Source organism: Rathayibacter sp. PhB179, from assembly GCF_004345345.1.
GTDB lineage: Bacteria > Actinomycetota > Actinomycetes > Actinomycetales > Microbacteriaceae > Rathayibacter > Rathayibacter festucae.
Genome location: NZ_SLVD01000004.1, coordinates 419,081 through 436,106, shown reverse-complemented (window position 1 = coordinate 436,106; position 17,026 = coordinate 419,081). Strand labels below are relative to the sequence as shown.

Here is a 17,026-nt window from a genome sequence, read left to right as displayed (position 1 = left end):
GACAACGCCCTCCGAACCCTCGCGACCCTCGGCTACGACGTCACCCTCACCCCCAGAACCGCGTGAAAGGTCACCATCCCTTTCCAAGTAGATCCACCGTGTCTGAGACGGTGGGTCTCGATACGCCCCTTCGGGGCTGCTCGACCAGCATGAACGCGGGGCCGCTCCGGGGCGGGGTCAGAGGGCGGAGCCCGCGACGGCGAAGGTGTCGCAGGCGGTGGCGTCGGCGTCGAAGCCGGCCTGGAACCAGCGCTGGCGCTGCTCGGCGGAGCCGTGGGTCCAGCCCTCGGGGTCGACGGTGCCGGTCGCCTGCTCCTGGATGCGGTCGTCACCGACGGCCGCGGCGGCACTCAGGGCGTCGCGGTACTGCTCCTGCGTCACGGGCTTGAGGTAGGGGGTGCCGGTCTCGTCGGGCACGGTGGAGGCGTCGCCGACCCAGGCTCCGGCGTAGCAGTCGGCCTGCAGCTCGAGGCGCACGGAGTCGGAGTCGGGGCCGGTGCCGCTGCGGTCGGCCGACTCCATCGCGCCGGTCAGGCTCTGGATGTGGTGGCCCCACTCGTGGGCCAGGATGTACATCTGCGCGAGCGAGCCGCCCGAGGTGTCGAAGCGGGTGCGCAGCTCGTCGAAGAAGTCGGTGTCGAGGTAGATCGTCCGATCCGGCGGGCAGTAGAACGGGCCCACCGCGGCGGTGGCGTTGCCGCAGCCGGTGCTGGTCTGGTCCTCGAAGACGATCACTCCGCCGGTCGTCGTGTAGGTCGCCCCGACGGAGCCCGCCGCGCCGGCCCAGTAGCGGTCGAGCGACTCCGCCGCGCCCTCGAGCCGGCAGTCGACCTCGGCGTTGGCATCGGCGCCGCTGTCGCAGGCGACGGCCGTGCTGGTGATCTGCTCCGGCGAGGATCCGCCGCCACCGCCGACGAGACCGCCGAGCCCGGACAGGTCGACCCCGAGCAGCTGCGAGAGCAGGGCGAGGACGACGACGCCCACGGCGCCTCCGCCGACCGCGATGCCGGTGGTGCGGCCGCGCCGGCGGACCTTGCCACCGCTGAGCTGGGAGTCGTCGTTGAAGGTCATGCGGTCAAACTAGCGCCGACCGAGGACACGCTGCCCGGGGTTGCGGACGGCCCGGGCGGCTCGGGCGGATCAGCCCCAGCGCGACTCGCTGGCGTCGCGGATGATGTCGAGCAGCGCCTCGCGCAGCGGACCGTGGTCGAGGGTCCCGGGCAGCATGTCGACCTCGAGCCGGTGCGCGCGCTGCCAGGCCTCGCGGCCCTTGTCGGTCAGCGACACCAGCTGCCGGCGGCGGTCGGCGGAGTCGCTCACGCGGGAGACGTGCCCCTCGCGCTCGAGGCGCTCGATCGTGCGCGACATGGTCTGCACCTCGACGTGGGCGGAGGCGGCCAGCTCCTTCTGCGCGGCCGGCCCGGCCTGCAGCAGGTGCAGCACGACCAGGCCCGCGTGGGTGAGGCCGATCTCGGCGAGCGCGCCGTGCCAGGCGTGCTCGACCATCCGGGACGCCGTGGCGAGGAGGCGGCCGGTGGGCCAGCCGTCCATCCCCTTGTCGTCGTCCGCGCGCATCCGCCCAGGCTAGTCCGCCCCGCCGGCCGGGCGGGACGGAGCCGCTGATCGCCTCAGGAGGCGAAGCGGTCGGTCGCCTCGATCAGGGCGTCGAGGATGCCCGGCTCGTCGAACGCGTGGCCGGCGTCCGGGATCAGGTGGAAGTCCGCCTCGGGCCAGGCCCGGTGCAGGTCCCACGCGGTGAACGCGGGCGTGCACATGTCGTAACGGCCCTGGACGATGACGGCCGGGATGCCGCGGAGCACGCCGACGTCGCGGATCAGCTGCCCCTCCTCCAGCCAGCCCTTGTGCACGAAGTAGTGGTTCTCGATCCGCGCGAAGGCCAGGGCGAAGGCGGGGTCGGACCAGGCCTCGATCATCTCCGGCTTCTGCAGGAGCGTGATGGTCGAGGACTCCCAGGTGGTCCAGGCGACGCCGGCGGGGCCGTGCACGGCCGGGTCGGCGTCGTGCAGCAGCCGGTAGTAGGCCTCGATCAGACTGCCGCTCGTGCCCGCCGGGATCACCGAGGTGTAGCCCTCCCAGAGGTCCGGGTAGACCGCGGCGGCGCCGCCCTCGTAGAACCACTCGAGCTCGGCCCGGCGGAGGGTGAAGATCCCGCGGAGGACGATCTCGGTGACGCGCTCGGGGTGCGACTCGGCGTAGGCGAGGGCCAGCGTGGAGCCCCAGGAGCCGCCGAAGACCTGCCAGCGCTCGATGTCGAGGTGCTCGCGGAGCTTCTCGAGATCGGAGACCAGGTACCAGGTGGTGTTGGTGGAGAGGTCGGCGTCCGGCTCGCTCGCGTGCGGGGTGGAGCGGCCGCACATCCGCTGGTCGAGGAGCACGATCCGGTACTTCTCCGGGTCGAACAGGCGGCGGTGGGTGGCCGAGGCGCCGGCGCCCGGTCCGCCGTGCAGGAAGACGACGGGCTTGCCCTCGGGGTTGCCCGAGGCCTCCCAGTAGATCTCGTGGCCGTCGCCGACGTCGAGCATCCCGGTGTGGAAGGGCTCGATCTCGGGGTACAGAGTGCGCATGGGCCGCACACTACTGACGATCAGGGTCGGGGGAGGCGATTTCACGCGGCCCGGCCCCGGATGCGCCCGGGGGTTGCGCATCCGGGGCGCCGTCAGGCCTGCTCGAGGACCGCCTCGGCGCGCTCGGCGTCGCCCTCGGCCAGGCCGCGATCGATCGCACGCCGGGAGGCGAGCCAGAGCACGGCTCCGGCGACGAGGACGAGCACCTCGGTGGCGGTCAGCGCCCAGATGATGCCGCCGAGACCGAACCAGAGGTTCCCGAGCAGCACGACCGGGACGAAGAGCACGCCCTGGGTGAGCGACATGGTCGTCGCGGCGAGCGCGCGGCCGGTGGCCTGGAACAGCGAGGTGAGCAGCCCCGCGAAGCCGTTCGCGATCATCGCCACGAGCTGCGCCGCGAGCACCACGGCGCCGAGGGTCAGCACGGCGGGGTCGTCGGCGAAGACCGCGAGCACCGGCTCGTGCAGCAGCCAGAGGGCGGCGGCCGCGAGCACGGTGATCGTCCCGACCGCGACGGCGGCCCCGCGGACCGCCGCGCGCAGGCGCTCGCGGTCGCCCTTGCCGTAGGAGTAGGCGAGCAGCGGCAGCACGCCGAGGGTGATGCCCATCACCAGGAACTCGGGGACCTGGGCGATGCGGACCGCGACGCCCATGGCCGCGAGCGGTCCGTCGCCGTAGGCCGCGGCGAGGTTGTTGAGCACGAGCGCGGTCACGATCAGGAAGCCCGACTGCAGCAGCTCGCCGGCGCCGACGCCGAAGACGGGCTTCAGCACGCTCGCGCGCAGGGTGAACCAGCGCGGCGAGAGGTCGATGTGCTCGCTCCGGCGCTGGAGCCAGAGGGCGAAGTAGCCGACGACGAGCAGGTTGGCGAGGCCCACGGCGAGCGCCGCCCCGGCGACGCCGAGGTGCAGCACCAGGATGAAGAGGACGTCGAGGACGAGGTTCGCGACGGTCGAGAGGAGCAGGCCGATCATGACCTGGCGGGCCGCGCCCTCCGCCCGCACCAGCTGCTCGAGGCAGAACGAGGCGGCGAGCACGGGCACGAAGGCGAGGGTGACCGCGGTGAAGGCGCCGGTCGCGGCCGCCGTGGTCGGGTCGGCGCCGAGGAGCGCGACCAGCGGGCCGAGCAGGAGCAGGCCGAGGCCGCCGAGGACCGCGCCGGTCAGGATCGAGCCCCAGAGCGCGAAGGAGGCGACGTGCTTGATCTCGCCGGCCTGCGCGGGGTCGCGCTCGGAGGCGCCGAGCAGGCGCGAGATGAGCGCGCTGCCGCCGACCCCGAAGACTCCGCCGACGGCCATCACCAGCCCGAGCAGCGGGGAGCCGAGGGTGATCGCGGCGAGCAGGGTCGCATCGTGCAGCGAGCCGACGACGCCGGCGTTGATGACGCTGTAGACGGCGGAGACGATCATCGCGGCGGCCATCGGCACGCAGAGGTGCACGAGCGCGCGGACGATCGGGGCGGAGGAGAGGTACCAGCGGTCGGAGCCGGGGGCGGCGGGGCGCGGGGCGGGGGTGGCGGATGTGTGGGTTCGGGGGTCGTCGGTGCTGGGGGTGTCGGTGCTGGACACGGGTGGGCTTCTTCCGGGCAGGGTCGAGCGCGCGCCGAGGGTCGCCGGCACGGCGCGAGGAGGGAGGGCGCGCCGAGGAGGGCGCGGTCGGGGCACCGCGGAGGGCGCGGTGAGGAGGCGCGCGAGGGAGCGGCGCGCGAGGAAGGGCGGAACGGGAGGCGGGGGCGGAGCGCCCGATCGCCTAGCGGGTGGGGGGCGGGAGGACCGCGGTGATCTTGGTCAGGAGCGCCTGCAGGGTGGCGCGCTCCCCGGGGTCGAGGGGTGCGAGGAGGGTCTCGTCGGCGGCGAGCATGGCCTCCTCGAACCCGGCGATGAGCTCGGCGCCCGCGGGAGTCGCGTAGACGCGCTTGCGGCGGTCGTCGCCACCCTCGGTGCGCCGCTCGACAAGGCCGCGTCGCTCGAGCCCCTGCAGGAGGCTCGTGACGCTCGCGGGACTCGTCCGGCTGACCTCGGCGATCTCGCGCTGGATGACGCCGGGCGTCTGCGCGAGGTAGCCGAGGACGAAGGCCTGCTCGTGGCTGAGCTCGCGGGCGCGGATCCAGTCCTCGCCGGCCTTGCGCTGCGCCCACGCCAGCCAGCGGACGAGCTCGAGTCCGGAGGTGGGGCGGTCGCGGGGTTCCTGCATGCTCAGAACTCTAATGGTTAGAGGTCTAACGGTCAAGGATCGAAGGGGTGGGGTCTCGATACACCGCATGCCGCGGCTACTCGACCAGCATGCACGGGAGCGCGGCGGCGAGGGAGAGCGACAGCATGCGCGGGCACGAGAGGAGAGCGCGGCGACAGCCGCTCCTTGCGCGGGTCGAGCAACGCGCAGCGCGTCTCGGGACCCCGCTTCCGATGCGGCGCGCAGGCGGCCGGACTAGCGTCGGCCGCATGAGCATGCAGCGCACCCCCGTCACCGTCGCCGTCACGGGAGCGGGAGGCGCGATCGGCTACGCGCTCCTGTTCCGCATCGCCTCCGGGCAGCTCCTCGGGCCCGACGTCCCGGTCCGGCTGAGCCTCCTCGAGATCCCCGCCGGCCTGCGCTCCGCGGCCGGCACCGCGCTCGAGCTGCAGGACGGCGCGTTCGGGCTGCTGCGCGGCATCGAGGTCACCGACGACCCGGCCGCCGCGTTCGACGGCGCGAGCGTCGCCCTGCTCGTCGGCGCCCGCCCGCGCTCGGCAGGCATGGAGCGCGCCGACCTCCTCGCGGCGAACGCCGGCATCTTCGGTCCGCAGGGCGCCGCGCTGAACGAGCACGCCGCCGACGACATCCGCGTGCTCGTGGTCGGCAACCCGGCCAACACCAACGCCTGGATCGCCCGCGCGAGCGCCCCGGACATCCCGGCCGGGCGCTTCACCGCGATGACCCGCCTCGACCACAACCGCGCCGTCGCGCAGCTCGCCGCGAAGCTCGACGCTCCGGTCGACGCCGTCTCCGGCGTCACGATCTGGGGCAACCACTCCGCCTCGCAGTACCCGGACGTCAGCCACGCGGTCGTCGACGGCCGGCCCGTCACCGACCTCGTCGACGCCGCCTGGCTGCACGAGGAGTTCGAGCCGCGGGTCGCCAAGCGCGGCGCCGAGATCATCGAGGTGCGCGGAGCCTCTTCCGCCGCCTCGGCCGCGTCTGCCGCGATCGACCACGTGCACGACTGGGTCACCGGCACCGAGTGGACCTCCGCGGCGGTCGAGTCGGACGGCTCCTACGGTGTGGAGGAGGGCCTGATCTCCTCGTTCCCCGTCCGCTCGGTCGATGGCGAGTGGCGCATCATCCCGGGCCTGGAGATCGACGCCCACTCGCGCGCCAAGATCGACGAGTCCGTCCTCGAGCTCCGCGCCGAGCGCGACGCCGCCCTGGCCTTCCTGGAGCGCTGACGCAGGCCGCGAGATGCCACTTGTGCACGCTTCTCACGGCGTGTCGCGTGCACAAGTGGCATCTCGCGGAGGGGGTCAGCGCTTGGGCGACTTCTCGGGGGTGGGGAGGGTGCCGTCCGCGCGGGCGGCCTCGTACCAGGCGTGCGCCTCCTCCTGGCGGGTCGCCTCGGCGCCGCTCGCGATCGACGCGCGGATGTGCTCGGGGCGGTAGCCGAACGCGGCGACCAGATCGCCGGCGTGCGGGCGGAGGCGCGCGAGCAGGCGGTCGATGTAGGAGGTCACCGCGAGCGCCCGCTGCGACGAGAGCCGGCCGTGCAGCAGGTACCAGGCGAGGTGCTTCTCGATCAGCTCGAGGCCGAAGAGGTCGCGGAGCCAGGTCAGCACCGTGCGCGTCCCGTCGTCCTCGATCGTGGCGAGCGCCTCGGTGAACGCCTCCCACTGCAGAAGCTCGGCATGCGCACGCGCCGCCTCGATCAGCTCGCTCTGGTGCGCGTTGAAGAGGCGGGCGGCCTCGTCGGCGGGCAGCTTCGACGCCGAGCGCAGGTGGGACGCGACTCCTGAGACCATGCTCTCGACGCGGTCCGTGAGCAGCTCGCGCTGCTCGTCGCGGAGCTGGCCGACGGAGCGGGCGGTCGAGCCGCGGTCGGCGACGACCTGCGCGAGCCGCCGCAGTCCGGAGTTGTTGACCGTCGCTCCGGCGACCTGGCCGACCGCGTAGCGGGCCAGCTCCCCCGGCTGCGCGTTCTTGAAGCGGCGGCCGACGTCGGTCAGCAATCGCTTGGCGACGAGCTGCAGCAGCACGGTGTTGTCGCCCTCGAACGTCGCGTAGACGTCGAGGTCGGCGCGGAGCTGAGTGAGCCGGTTCTCGGCGAGGAAGCCGGCGCCGCCGCAGGCCTCGCGCGCCTCCTGCAGGGTGTCGAGGGCGTGCCAGGTGGACAGCGCCTTGAGACCCGCGGCGAGCGTCTCGAGATCCTGGCGCGACTCGTCGGTGTCGTTCCTGCCGGAGAAGACGTCGTCGAAGGCGCGCAGCAGCCTGTCGTGCGCGAAGCCCGCCGCGTAGGTCGTCGCCAGGCGCGGCAGCAGTCGGCGCTGGTGCCGCTGGTAGTCGAGCAGCACCTCCTCGCGGTCGCCGCCGCCGGTGAACTGCCGGCGCTGGTCGCCGTAGGTGATCGCGATCGTCAGCGCGATCTTCGACGCGGCGACCGAGGCGCCGTCGAGCGAGACGCGGCCCTGCACGAGCGTGCCGAGCATGGTGAAGAAGCGGCGGCCCGGGCTCGCGATCGGCGAGGAGTAGCTGCCGTCCGCCGCGACGTCGCCGTAGCGGTTGAGCAGGTTCTCGCGCGGCACGCGGACGTGGTCGAAGTGCAGGCGGCCGTTGTCGATGCCGTTCAGCCCGCCCTTGAGGCCGTCGTCCTCGCCGCCGACGCCGGGGAGGAACGCGCCCTCCTCGTCGCGGATCGGCACGTAGAACGCGTGCACACCGTGGTTCACGCCGCGGGTGACGAGCTGCGCGAAGACGACGGCGGCCCGGCCGTCGACGGCGGCGTTTCCGAGGTAGTCCTTCCATGCGGCGCGGAACGGGGTGGTCAGGACGAAGTCGCCGGCCTCCTCGTCGAAGGTCGCCGAGGTCGCGATCGAGGCGACGTCGGAGCCGTGCCCGGTCTCGGTCATCGCGAAGGCGCCGGGGATCTCGAGGCTCATGATGCCCGGCAGCCACTTCTCGTGGTGCGGCTGCGTGCCGAGGTGCAGGACGGCGGCGCCGAAGAGCCCCCACTGCACGCCCGACTTGATCTGCAGCGACGGGTCGGCGGTGACCAGCTCCTCGAAGCCGGCGATGTTGCCGCCGTGATCGGCGTCGCCGCCGAGCGCGACCGGGAAGGCGCGGTGCACGCCGCCCTCCGCCGCGAGGATGCTCATCTGCTGCGTGACCCGGGCGCGGTGCTCGGCCATCGGGAGGCCGTCGGTCCGGTGCAGCTCGGGGCGGGAGGTGAGGGCGCGGGTGGCGAGGCGCTGCTCGCGCCACTCGCCGAGCAGCAGCTCGCCGAGGGCCGCGACGTCGACGCCGGGGGCGCCGTCCTCGTCGAGCCGGGCGTCGACCTCGCTGCCGAGCACGTCGACGGGCGGCGGCGGGGTGATCGGGCCGGAGCGGGAGCGGCGGACCCGGGGGCGCGATCCGGCGCGGTCGGCGGCGTCGGCGGCGGAGTGGGGGCGGGGCGCTGTGGTGCTCATGAGGAGGATCCCTTCGACCGTCTTCGGCTCGGACCGCTCGCGATCGGCCGGAGCGGAGGATCGAGCGGTCGATCCCGTCGCTGCAGTGCGTCGGGAGGCGGTGCTCCTGCACGCTAGGTCGGGTCGGCGGATCGCGGAAACGTTCCGTCGCGCGGCCACAAAGGGCGGCGGGAGCGGGCGGGGGCGGGTTGTCGGAACCGGCCAGCGGAGCGGGAGGCGGATCCGCCGGTGGTGAGGCTCGGGTCTGCGGACGCGTCGTGCCTGGGAGGGCGGGTCTCGATACGCCCTGCGGGGCTGCTCGACCAGCATGGAAGCGGACACATGCGCCGAGACGTGCTGATCGAGTAGCCCGCGGAGCGGGCGTATCGAGATCCACCATCGTCGAACGGCTGGCTTGCAGACCCGGCCTGCTGAGGAGGGTGGGTCTCGATACGCCGCCTGCGGCGGCTACTCGACCAGCATGTCGGAGCCCTGGGGTGGCGGGTGGGGCGTGGCTAGGCTCGGGGCATGAGCGAGCCGCAGCTGCCTCCGCCCCCGCCGCCCCGTCGCGAGAGCCGGCCGGACTGGCGGCCGCCCACCTCGATGGAGGCGGTGCAGGCACTGGAGTCGGCGCGGCCCTCGGGGCCCGGCACACCGTGGACTGCGGCCCGGCAGCGGCGCCCGGTGCGGGTCTGGGACCTCGTGCTGACGATGGTGCTGATCCTGTGCGCGCTCGGGGCGACGCTTCTGCTGTCCTACTTCGGACTGTTCTTCGCGATGGCGAGCGACGCCTGCGGGGGCTCGAACGACTGCGACACCGACCTGATCGGCTGGGGCGTGCTCGTCGCGGCCGGCGGGGTGTGGGTGCCGTTCCTCGCGGCTGTCGCAGTCTCCATCGTGCTGCTGGTGCGGCGGCGGATCGCGTTCTGGGTGCCCATCGCGGGGCTCGCGCTGTCGTTCGGCTGCACCGTGATCGGCGGCTGGATGGCGACGGTCGGCTCGGGGACCTGAGCGGCGCAGCTCGGCCCGACAGCCGACCAAGCGTCGACGCGGGGAGGCCTCGCGGAGTCGGCGACGACGCGGGGTCGGCGACGCGAGGTCAGCCCGTTCACGAGATCAGCGTCGCCTCGAGCTCAGCTCCGGCGCGGGCTCAATAGGTGTCCCAGCCGGGGTCCTCGTCGGGCTCCTCCGGCGGGACCCAGTCGTCCTCCGGCGGGGCCGAGGACACGGGCGGGCCGGACCGCTCGCCGCCGAAGGACGGGCGGGCGCCGGACGACCGGCCGGCCGTCGACCGCGCCGCGGGCTGACGCCTCGCGGGGGCCGCCTCCTGGTTCTCGTCGGGCTCGGCGATCGCGGGAGTCTCGCCCGCGACGACGGCGAGCACCGCCGCGCCGTAGGTGATCAGCTTCTTCTGGCCGACGCCGCCGATGACGCTGAGGGCGTCGATGGTGGTCGGCTCGACCGTGGCGATCTCGCGGAGGGTCGCGTCGTTGAAGACGACGTAGGCCGGGACCGACTGCGCGCGGGCCTGGGCGACGCGCCACTCCCGGAGCCGCTCGAACAGGGGCTGCGCCTCGGCGGAGAGGTCGGACACGGTGGAGCGGCCGGAGCGCGACGAGCCGCTCGAGCGCGCGGGGCGCTCGGGCTCCTGCCGCAGCTCGACCTTGCGCTCGCCGCTCAGCACGGACGACGACTCGGGGGTCAGCACGAGCGTGCCGAAGCCGTCGTCGTTCACGCCGAGCAGGCTCTGCGCGAGGAGCTGCCGGGCGACTCCGCGCCACTGGGTGTCGCTGAGGTCGGCGCCGATCCCCCAGGTCGCGATCGAGTCGTGCTTGTGCTGGGTCGTGCGCGGGGTGGTCTTGCCGCGCAGGATGTCGATGATGTGGCCGGCGCCGAACTGCTGGTTGCGCTCGCGCTTGAGCCGCACCACCGTCGAGAGGAACTTCTGCGCGGCGACCGTGCCGTCCCACGAGGCCGGCGGCTCGAGGCAGGTGTCGCAGTTGCCGCAGGGGGTGCTCTCCTGGCCGAAGTAGGCGAGGAGGTTCATCCGGCGGCACTGCACCGTCTCGGAGAGGGCGAGCATCGCGTCGAGGTGCGCGGACATCCGCCGCCGGTGCGCGAGGTCGCCCGGGGACTCGTCGATCATCCGGCGCTGCTGGACGACGTCCTGCAGGCCGTAGGCGAGCCAGGCGGTGGAGGGCAGGCCGTCGCGGCCGGCGCGACCCGTCTCCTGGTAGTAGCCCTCGACCGACTTCGGCAGGTCGATGTGCGCCACGAAGCGGACGTCCGGCTTGTCGATGCCCATGCCGAAGGCGATGGTGGCGCAGACGATGACGCCCTCCTCGCGGAGGAAGCGCGACTGCGCGGCGGCCCGGACCCGGGCGTCGAGACCCGCGTGGTACGCGACCGCGTCGAAGCCGGCCGCGCGCAGGGCCTCGGCCGTCGCCTCCACGCTCTTGCGGGAGAGCGCGTAGACGATGCCCGCGTCGTCGGCGTGCTCGCGCTTGAGGAAGTCGATCAGCTGCTTGCGCGGCTCGACCTTGTTGACGATCCGATACTGGATGTTGGGACGGTCGAAGCTGGAGATGAAGTGGCGGGCCGCGCCGAGGTGCAGGCGGGTGGTGATCTCGCGGTGGGTCGCCTCGGTGGCGGTCGCGGTGAGGGCGATGCGCGGGACGTCGGGCCAGCGCTCGGCCAGCTCGCCGAGGGCGAGGTAGTCGGGGCGGAAGTCGTGGCCCCACTGGCTCACGCAGTGCGCCTCGTCGATCGCGAACAGGGCGATGCGGCCGCGGGCGAGGAACTGCTTGGTGCCCTCGTTGCCGAGGCGCTCGGGGGCGACGTAGAGGAGGTCGAGCTCGCCGTCGAGGTAGGCGCGCTCGACGCGCTGGCGCTCGCCCATGTCCTGGGTGGAGTTGAGGAACTCGGCGCGCACGCCGTTCGCGCGCAGGGCGTCGACCTGATCCTGCATCAGGGCGATCAGCGGCGAGACGACGACGCCGGTGCCCGGCCGGACGATCGAGGGGATCTGGTAGCAGAGCGACTTGCCGCCGCCGGTGGGCATCAGGACGACCGCGTCGCCGCCGCCGATGACCTGCTCGACGATGGCCTGCTGCTCGCCGCGGAACGAGCCGTAGCCGAAGACCCGCTCGAGGATCTCCTGGGCCGCGGCGGAGGAGCCTTCCAGGGCGTCCGCGGTGGGGCGCTCGGCGGTCGAGAGGGCGGTCGCGGTCGGCTCAGTCACCCGTGGAACTCTACCCGCCGCCTCCGACGCGGCCCCGGGCGAGCGGCGTTCTGGGGAGGGTCGCCGCAGGTGCGGGGCTGGGGAGGAGGGGCGGGCGGGCGGAATGGCGGGCGCCGGGGTGCCTTCGGCTCGCGGAACGGCCTCGGGCACGCGGGAATCGGTCGATTCCGCGAGCCGGAGGTGGAATCACGAGCCGGAGATGGGCGGTACGCGGCTTCGGCACGCGGAAGCACCTTCGGCACGCAGGAACCGGTCGATCCCGCGAGCCGGAGGTCGAATCACGAGCCGGAGATGGGCGGTACGCGGCTTCGGCACGCGGAAGCACCTTCGGCACGCAGGAACCGGTCGATCCCGCGAGCCGGAGGTCGAATCACGAGCCGGAGATGGGCGGTACGCGGCTTCGGCACGCGGAAGCACCTTCGGCACGCAGGAACCGATCGATTCCACGAGCCGGAGGTGGAATCACGAGCCGGAGGTCGACGGGAAGCGGGCGGGCGGGGCGAGGGGTCGGCGGGAGACCGGCGGGGTCAGAGGTCGGTGATGGTCTTGGTGTCGCCGTCCCAGAAGCGGATGCTCGCGAGGCCGACGGGGAAGGGCTCGCCGAGGAGGGGGACGGCCTGGCCGAGCTGCTCGGCGCGGAGGCGGCGGGAGACGCTGATGTGCGGGGTCCAGGACTCGGGCAGCGAGGTGGGCACGGCGCCGGGCATCAGCTCGGTCGCGCGGGCGTGCAGGGCGTCGAAGGCGGGCGAGCGGACGGCTCCCCAGGCGAGCACGAACCGACCGGCGTGCGGGAACAGCAGCACGGCGCCGAGCTCGACGGTCGCCGGGAGCTCGCCGAGCGCGCCGGGCGGCGGCGGTGCCAGCTCGGGGCCGGCGAGGAGGGTGAGGTGCGGGCGGTTGCTGGCGGACCTGTGCAGCGCGAGGCTCGGGATGCCGGCCGCCTCGAGCGCCTCCCACTGGCCGCGGATCCGGGCCTCCGACTCCGGGTCGAGGAGGACTTCGAGGCTGCGCATGCCCCCATCCTGCCGCGCCGGCCGGGCCGCTCTCGGCCGCCCGCCCGGTCCGCGCCCGCGCGTCCGCGCGACCCTCCAGAAGTTGCGGTGGTGGACGCCGACTACCGCAACTACTGCGTACTCGACGCGTCTCCATGGTCCCGGGCGCCCGCCCGGCTTCGCGCCCCTCCACAAGTTGCGGTAGTCGACGGCGAGTACCGCAACTTTTGCGTACTCGACCGACTCGCAGCGCGCGGGCCTCGGGAGGTCGGCGAGTGCGCAGAAGTCGTCGTACTGGGCGCGCGAGTACGACAACTTCTGGAGGGCGGGAGGGCCGCGGCCCTCTGTCCGTGCCCGCGGACGCGCGACACTCCGGAAGTTGCGGTAGTCGACGCCGAGTACCGCAACTTTCGCGTACTCGACCGAATACACGGCGCGCGGGCCACGGAAGGTCGGCGGGTGCTCGGAAGTCGTCGTACAGGGCGCGCGAGTACGACAACTTCGGGAGGGCGGGAGAGGTGAGAGGGGTGGTCCATGCCCGCGGGGCCGCGCGAACCTCCAGAAGTTGCGGTAGTCGACGGCGGCTACCGCAACTTTCGCGTAGTCGACGCGTCCCCGCCCGGTCCGGAGCGCGGAGGGCCGCGCGACTCTCCAGAAGTCGCGGTAGTCGGGCGCGACTACCGCAACTTTTGGAGAGTGGCGAGGGGGGTGGGCGGCGACGGGGCGGGGGCGGCGACGGGGCGCTGGTCAGCCGATGGTCACCAGGGCGGACAGCAGTTCCGGGGCGCGACGGTCGAGGATGCGGCCGCCGACGCGGACGCCGACCAGGGCGAGCACGGCGCCGAGGACCACGGCGGCGGCGAGCGCGCCGAGACCGAAGCCGAGGCTGCCGCCGACCAGCGAGATCGTGCCGAGGATCAGCGAGGGCAGCGAGAGCAGGGCGGTCGCACCCATGCTGCCGAGCATCACGACGCTCGAGATCATCCCGGAGCCGGGCGGCGTCTTCAGCGGGCTGTCGCCGGGGGCCGGCACGGGGTAGACGACCAGCGCGGACGCGACGCTCGAGACGCCGAAGCCGCTGAGCACCAGCGCGAGCGACATCCCGAGGACCGCGGGGATCGACTCCGCCCGCCCGGCGTAGAGGCAGGTGCCGACGGTGACGATCAGCACGGCCGGCACGCCGATGAGGCCGGCGGCGATGACGCGGCCGGCGCGGTCGGCCGAGCCGGCGACTCCGGAGCTGACGTGCGCGGCCCAGGCGGTGCCGTCGTAGGAGACGTCGGCGCAGAGGGTCACGCCGAAGATCAGCGCGATGAAGAGGGAGGAGAGGACGACCAGCATCGAGCCGCCGCCCTGCAGCGCGCTGTAGAAGACGGCCAGCACGACGACCGCGGGGATCACCAGCAGGCCGCGGCTGTAGCGCGGGTCGCGCCACCAGTAGCCGAGGGCCCGCGCGGCGATCGCGCCGGTCGGGGTGCCGGGGAAGCGGCCGAGGAGACCGATGCCCTGCGCGCCCGAGGCAGCCTGCGAGGAGGACGCGGCCGGCTCGGCCAGCGCGTGCCGCAGCGCGCGGGCCCAGAGCCAGATCACGACGGCGAGGGTGGCGACGCCGATCGCGAAGCGGCCGAGGGCGACCGCCCACTCCCCCGCGACGATCGCGCCGGGGACGCCCCAGATCGCGCCGAGCGGCGACCAGCCGAGGGCCGAGGCGACGACGGGGAGCGTGTCGAGGCCGTCGCTGATCACGTTCGTCAGTCCGATGAACAGCGGTCCGAGCAGGATCACGACGACCAGGATGACGCCGCCGATCACCTCGCGGTAGCGGCGGCTCGAGCCGAGGCCGGTGGTCAGCGCGCCGATGAGGCGCGAGGCGACCACGCAGGTGGCGACGCCGACGACCACCGAGACGAGGCCGGGGAGGATGCCGACGGGGTTGCTCCACCAGGCCGCCGCGGAGGCGAGCGCGCCCAGCGAGGTGACGATCCCGGGGAAGCCCGCGAGGCCCGCGGCGGCGAGGCCGAGCATCAGGGTGCGCAGCGGGATCGGGAAGGTCGCCAGGGTCGGCAGGTCCAGGCTCTGGTCCGAGCCGGAGACGAAGATCGGACCGAGGACCCAGCCCAGCAGCAGCGCGGAGCCGCCGAGGATCAGGGCGACGTTCGCGAACGCCGGGTCGGAGGCGCCGAGCGCGATCAGCCCGACGACCACGAGGCCGAGCACGCCGACCGCGTAGAGCCCGCCGAAGATCACACCGATCAGCTGCCAGACGTTGCGGGTGAGCGTATTGCGCAGCAGCAGCAGGCGCAGCCTCAGGAGATGCGCAACCATGCCGGGCCCTCCTGGTGGGTGCGGCCGCCCACGAGGTCGACGAACCGCTCCTCGAGGCTGGAGCCGGCGCGGACCTCCTCGAGCGTTCCGGCGGCGAGGACGCGGCCGTCGGCGATGACGGCGACACGGTCGCACATCCGCTCGACGAGGTCCATCGAGTGGCTGGAGACGATGACGGTGCCGCCGGAGGCGACGTAGCCGGTGAGGATGTCGCGGATGTTCGCGGCGGAGACCGGGTCGACGGACTCGAAGGGCTCGTCGAGCACCAGCAGCCGCGGGGCGCGGACGAGGGCGCAGGCGAGCGCGATCTTCTTGGTCATGCCGGCGGAGTAGTCGACGACGAGGGTGCGGTCGGCGGGGTCGAGGCCGAGCAGGGCGAGCAGGTCGCCGGCGCGCTCGAGGACGGTCGGGCGGTCGATGCCACAGAGCAGGCCGTAGTAGGTGATCAGCTGCAGGCCGGTGAGGCGGTCGAAGAGCTTGACGCCGTCGGCGAGCACGCCGATCAGCCGCTTGGCCTCGAGGGTGTCCTGCCAGACGTCGACGTCGTGGATGGTGACGGTGCCCGCGTCGGGGCGGAGCAGGGCGGTCGCCATCGAGAGGGTGGTCGTCTTGCCTGCGCCGTTGGGGCCGACGAGGCCGAAGAAGGAGCCGGCCGGCACGTCGAGGTCGATGCCGGCGACGGCCTCCTTGTCGCCGAAGCGCTTGCGGAGGCCGCGGATGCGGAGGGCGATCTCGTCCTGGCGGCCGGTGGCGTCCGGGGCCGCCCAGGCGGGGGCGGGGGTCGCGGTGCTCGGGGTCGCGGTGCTCGGGCTCGCGACGGCCGCGGTCGCGTCGTGCCGATCGACGCCGTCCTGCGGGGAGTCGGTCGCGTGCTGCGGGGTGCCGGTCGCGTGCTGCGGGGTGCCAATGGGCGTCGTGCCGTTCGTCCCGTCCATGGGAGTCCCTTCGGTGCCTGTGTTCACGGGGCCGCGGTGGGCGGCCGCTCCTCAACGGTAGCGAGGGTCCGGTTGCGCGGCATCAATCGCGGGGAGGAGTGGCCGGCAGCCGGGCGGAGGACCTTCGGCTCGTAGGTACCCGCCGGGCTCGCTGGAATCGGCGGATTCGGCGAGCCGAAGCGGTGATCGCGAGCCGGAGGTGACTCCGGGTGGGTCGGGCTCGTCGAACCGCGCTCGGCTCGCTCGAACCGGCGGGTTCCGCGAGCCGGGGGTGGAACCGCGAGCCGTAGGTCAGGGCTCGGCACCTCCGGCTCGTCGATTCGACTCCGGCTCGCGGGGATGAGCCGAATCTGCGAGCCGGAGACGGATCACGAGCCGGAGGTGGTTCGCGGGGGCCTTCGGCTCGTCGGAACGCGCTCGGCTCGCGGGAATCGGCGGAGTCGGCGAGCCGGAGGTGGAATGGCGAGCCGGAGGTGGGACAGCGAGCCGGAGGTGGGACGGGCTCCGGAGGAGGGGCGGAGGGGGCGTGTCTAGGCTGAGCCGCATGCCCACGCTCCTTCTCGTCCGTCACGGGCGCACCACGGCCAACACCGCCGGGATCCTCGCCGGACGCACTGCCGGTGTCCGGCTCGACGACGTCGGGCGCACGCAGGCCGCGCGCACCGGGGAGCGGCTGGCCGCGGTCCCGCTCGCCGCGGTCGTGTCGAGTCCGCTCGAGCGCTGCCGGCAGACGGCGCGGTACCTGCTCGAGCGCCAGGACGGCTCGCCGGCGACGCCGATCGAGAAGGGGATCACCGAGTGCGACTACGGCGACTGGCAGGGGCGCTCGCTCCGGGACCTCGCCAAGGAGCCGATGTGGGCGGTCGTGCAGAACCAGCCGTCGGCGGCGGTGTTCCCGGGGGGTGAGGGGCTCGCGGGGATGCAGGCTCGGGCGGTCGCGGCGATCCGACGGCACGACGCGGCGGTCACGGCGGAGCACGGGGCGAACGCGGTGTGGGCGGCGGTCAGCCACGGCGACATCATCAAGGCGGTGCTGGCCGACGCGCTCGGCATGCACCTCGATCTCTTCCAGCGGTTGTCGGTCGGGCCGGCGTCGGTGTCGATCATCCGCTACGGCGCGGGGCGGCCGGACGTGATCGCGATGAACACGGAGGCCGGCGACCTGGGCTGGCTGCGGGCGCCGGCGCCGGCCGAGGCCGAGGCGCCGGTCGGGGGCGGGGCGGGGCACGAGTAGCGGCGCAGAACATCAGCTGAGAGGGGCGGGCCTCGGCTGTGGGGGGAGGGACACCGCTCTCAGCTGATGTTGTGCGGGGTG

At 73.6% G+C, this 17,026-nt stretch carries 13 protein-coding genes; 3 read left to right on the top strand and 10 right to left on the bottom strand.

What is annotated here, in order from left to right:
- Window positions 1-177: 177 nt before the first annotated feature.
- The 5 genes from EDF43_RS11430 to EDF43_RS11410 all read right to left on the bottom strand — a co-directional run bounded on the left by EDF43_RS11430 (window position 178) and on the right by EDF43_RS11410 (window position 4,778).
- Window positions 178-1,071, bottom strand: a complete 894-nt coding sequence (locus EDF43_RS11430; protein ID WP_132436952.1) for a neutral zinc metallopeptidase — start codon at window positions 1,069-1,071, stop codon at window positions 178-180.
- Window positions 1,072-1,140: 69 nt separating this feature from the next.
- The gene (locus EDF43_RS11425; protein ID WP_123732676.1) at window positions 1,141-1,575 is read right to left on the bottom strand and encodes a MarR family transcriptional regulator; all 435 of its coding nucleotides are present in this window, start codon (window positions 1,573-1,575) and stop codon (window positions 1,141-1,143) included.
- 53 nt (window positions 1,576-1,628) lie between these two features.
- Entirely contained in the window at window positions 1,629-2,585 is a 957-nt protein-coding gene (gene pip, locus EDF43_RS11420; protein ID WP_123732675.1) for a prolyl aminopeptidase, read from the bottom strand.
- Window positions 2,586-2,677: 92 nt separating this feature from the next.
- Complete coding sequence (locus EDF43_RS11415) at window positions 2,678-4,153, bottom strand: MATE family efflux transporter (RefSeq protein ID WP_243646283.1); 1,476 nt, start codon at window positions 4,151-4,153, stop codon at window positions 2,678-2,680.
- Between the two features lie 181 nt (window positions 4,154-4,334).
- Entirely contained in the window at window positions 4,335-4,778 is a 444-nt protein-coding gene (locus tag EDF43_RS11410) for a MarR family transcriptional regulator (protein ID WP_132436950.1), read from the bottom strand.
- Window positions 4,779-5,032: 254 nt separating this feature from the next.
- On the opposite strand from EDF43_RS11410, the gene EDF43_RS11405 reads away from it, so the two are divergent.
- Window positions 5,033-6,010, top strand: coding sequence for a malate dehydrogenase (locus tag EDF43_RS11405; RefSeq protein ID WP_132437008.1), 978 nt, complete (start codon window positions 5,033-5,035; stop codon window positions 6,008-6,010).
- A gap of 75 nt (window positions 6,011-6,085) precedes the next feature.
- Here the strand turns inward: EDF43_RS11405 and EDF43_RS11400 are convergent, their stop codons facing one another.
- Window positions 6,086-8,239, bottom strand: a complete 2,154-nt coding sequence (locus EDF43_RS11400; protein WP_132436948.1) for an acyl-CoA dehydrogenase — start codon at window positions 8,237-8,239, stop codon at window positions 6,086-6,088.
- 507 nt (window positions 8,240-8,746) lie between these two features.
- Between EDF43_RS11400 and EDF43_RS11395 the strand changes: the two genes are divergently transcribed.
- Window positions 8,747-9,229, top strand: a complete 483-nt coding sequence (locus tag EDF43_RS11395; protein ID WP_132436946.1) for a DUF6264 family protein — start codon at window positions 8,747-8,749, stop codon at window positions 9,227-9,229.
- 139 nt (window positions 9,230-9,368) lie between these two features.
- Here the strand turns inward: EDF43_RS11395 and recQ are convergent, their stop codons facing one another.
- The 4 genes from recQ to EDF43_RS11375 form a co-directional block, all read right to left on the bottom strand.
- Entirely contained in the window at window positions 9,369-11,402 is a 2,034-nt protein-coding gene (gene recQ, locus EDF43_RS11390) for a DNA helicase RecQ (RefSeq protein ID WP_243646289.1), read from the bottom strand.
- 584 nt (window positions 11,403-11,986) lie between these two features.
- Entirely contained in the window at window positions 11,987-12,472 is a 486-nt protein-coding gene (locus tag EDF43_RS11385; protein WP_132436944.1) for a 2'-5' RNA ligase family protein, read from the bottom strand.
- A gap of 726 nt (window positions 12,473-13,198) precedes the next feature.
- Window positions 13,199-14,776 carry a transporter gene (locus EDF43_RS11380; RefSeq protein ID WP_132436942.1) on the bottom strand — a complete coding sequence of 526 codons (1,578 nt, stop codon included), beginning with the start codon at window positions 14,774-14,776 and terminating at the stop codon, window positions 13,199-13,201.
- Window positions 14,758-15,711, bottom strand: a complete 954-nt coding sequence (locus EDF43_RS11375) for an ABC transporter ATP-binding protein (RefSeq protein WP_132436940.1) — start codon at window positions 15,709-15,711, stop codon at window positions 14,758-14,760. The genes EDF43_RS11380 and EDF43_RS11375 overlap by 19 nt, the downstream gene beginning before the upstream one ends.
- Window positions 15,712-16,255: 544 nt before the next feature.
- Between EDF43_RS11375 and EDF43_RS11370 the strand changes: the two genes are divergently transcribed.
- Entirely contained in the window at window positions 16,256-16,945 is a 690-nt protein-coding gene (locus EDF43_RS11370) for a histidine phosphatase family protein (RefSeq protein ID WP_132436938.1), read from the top strand.
- Window positions 16,946-17,026 lie beyond the last annotated feature (81 nt).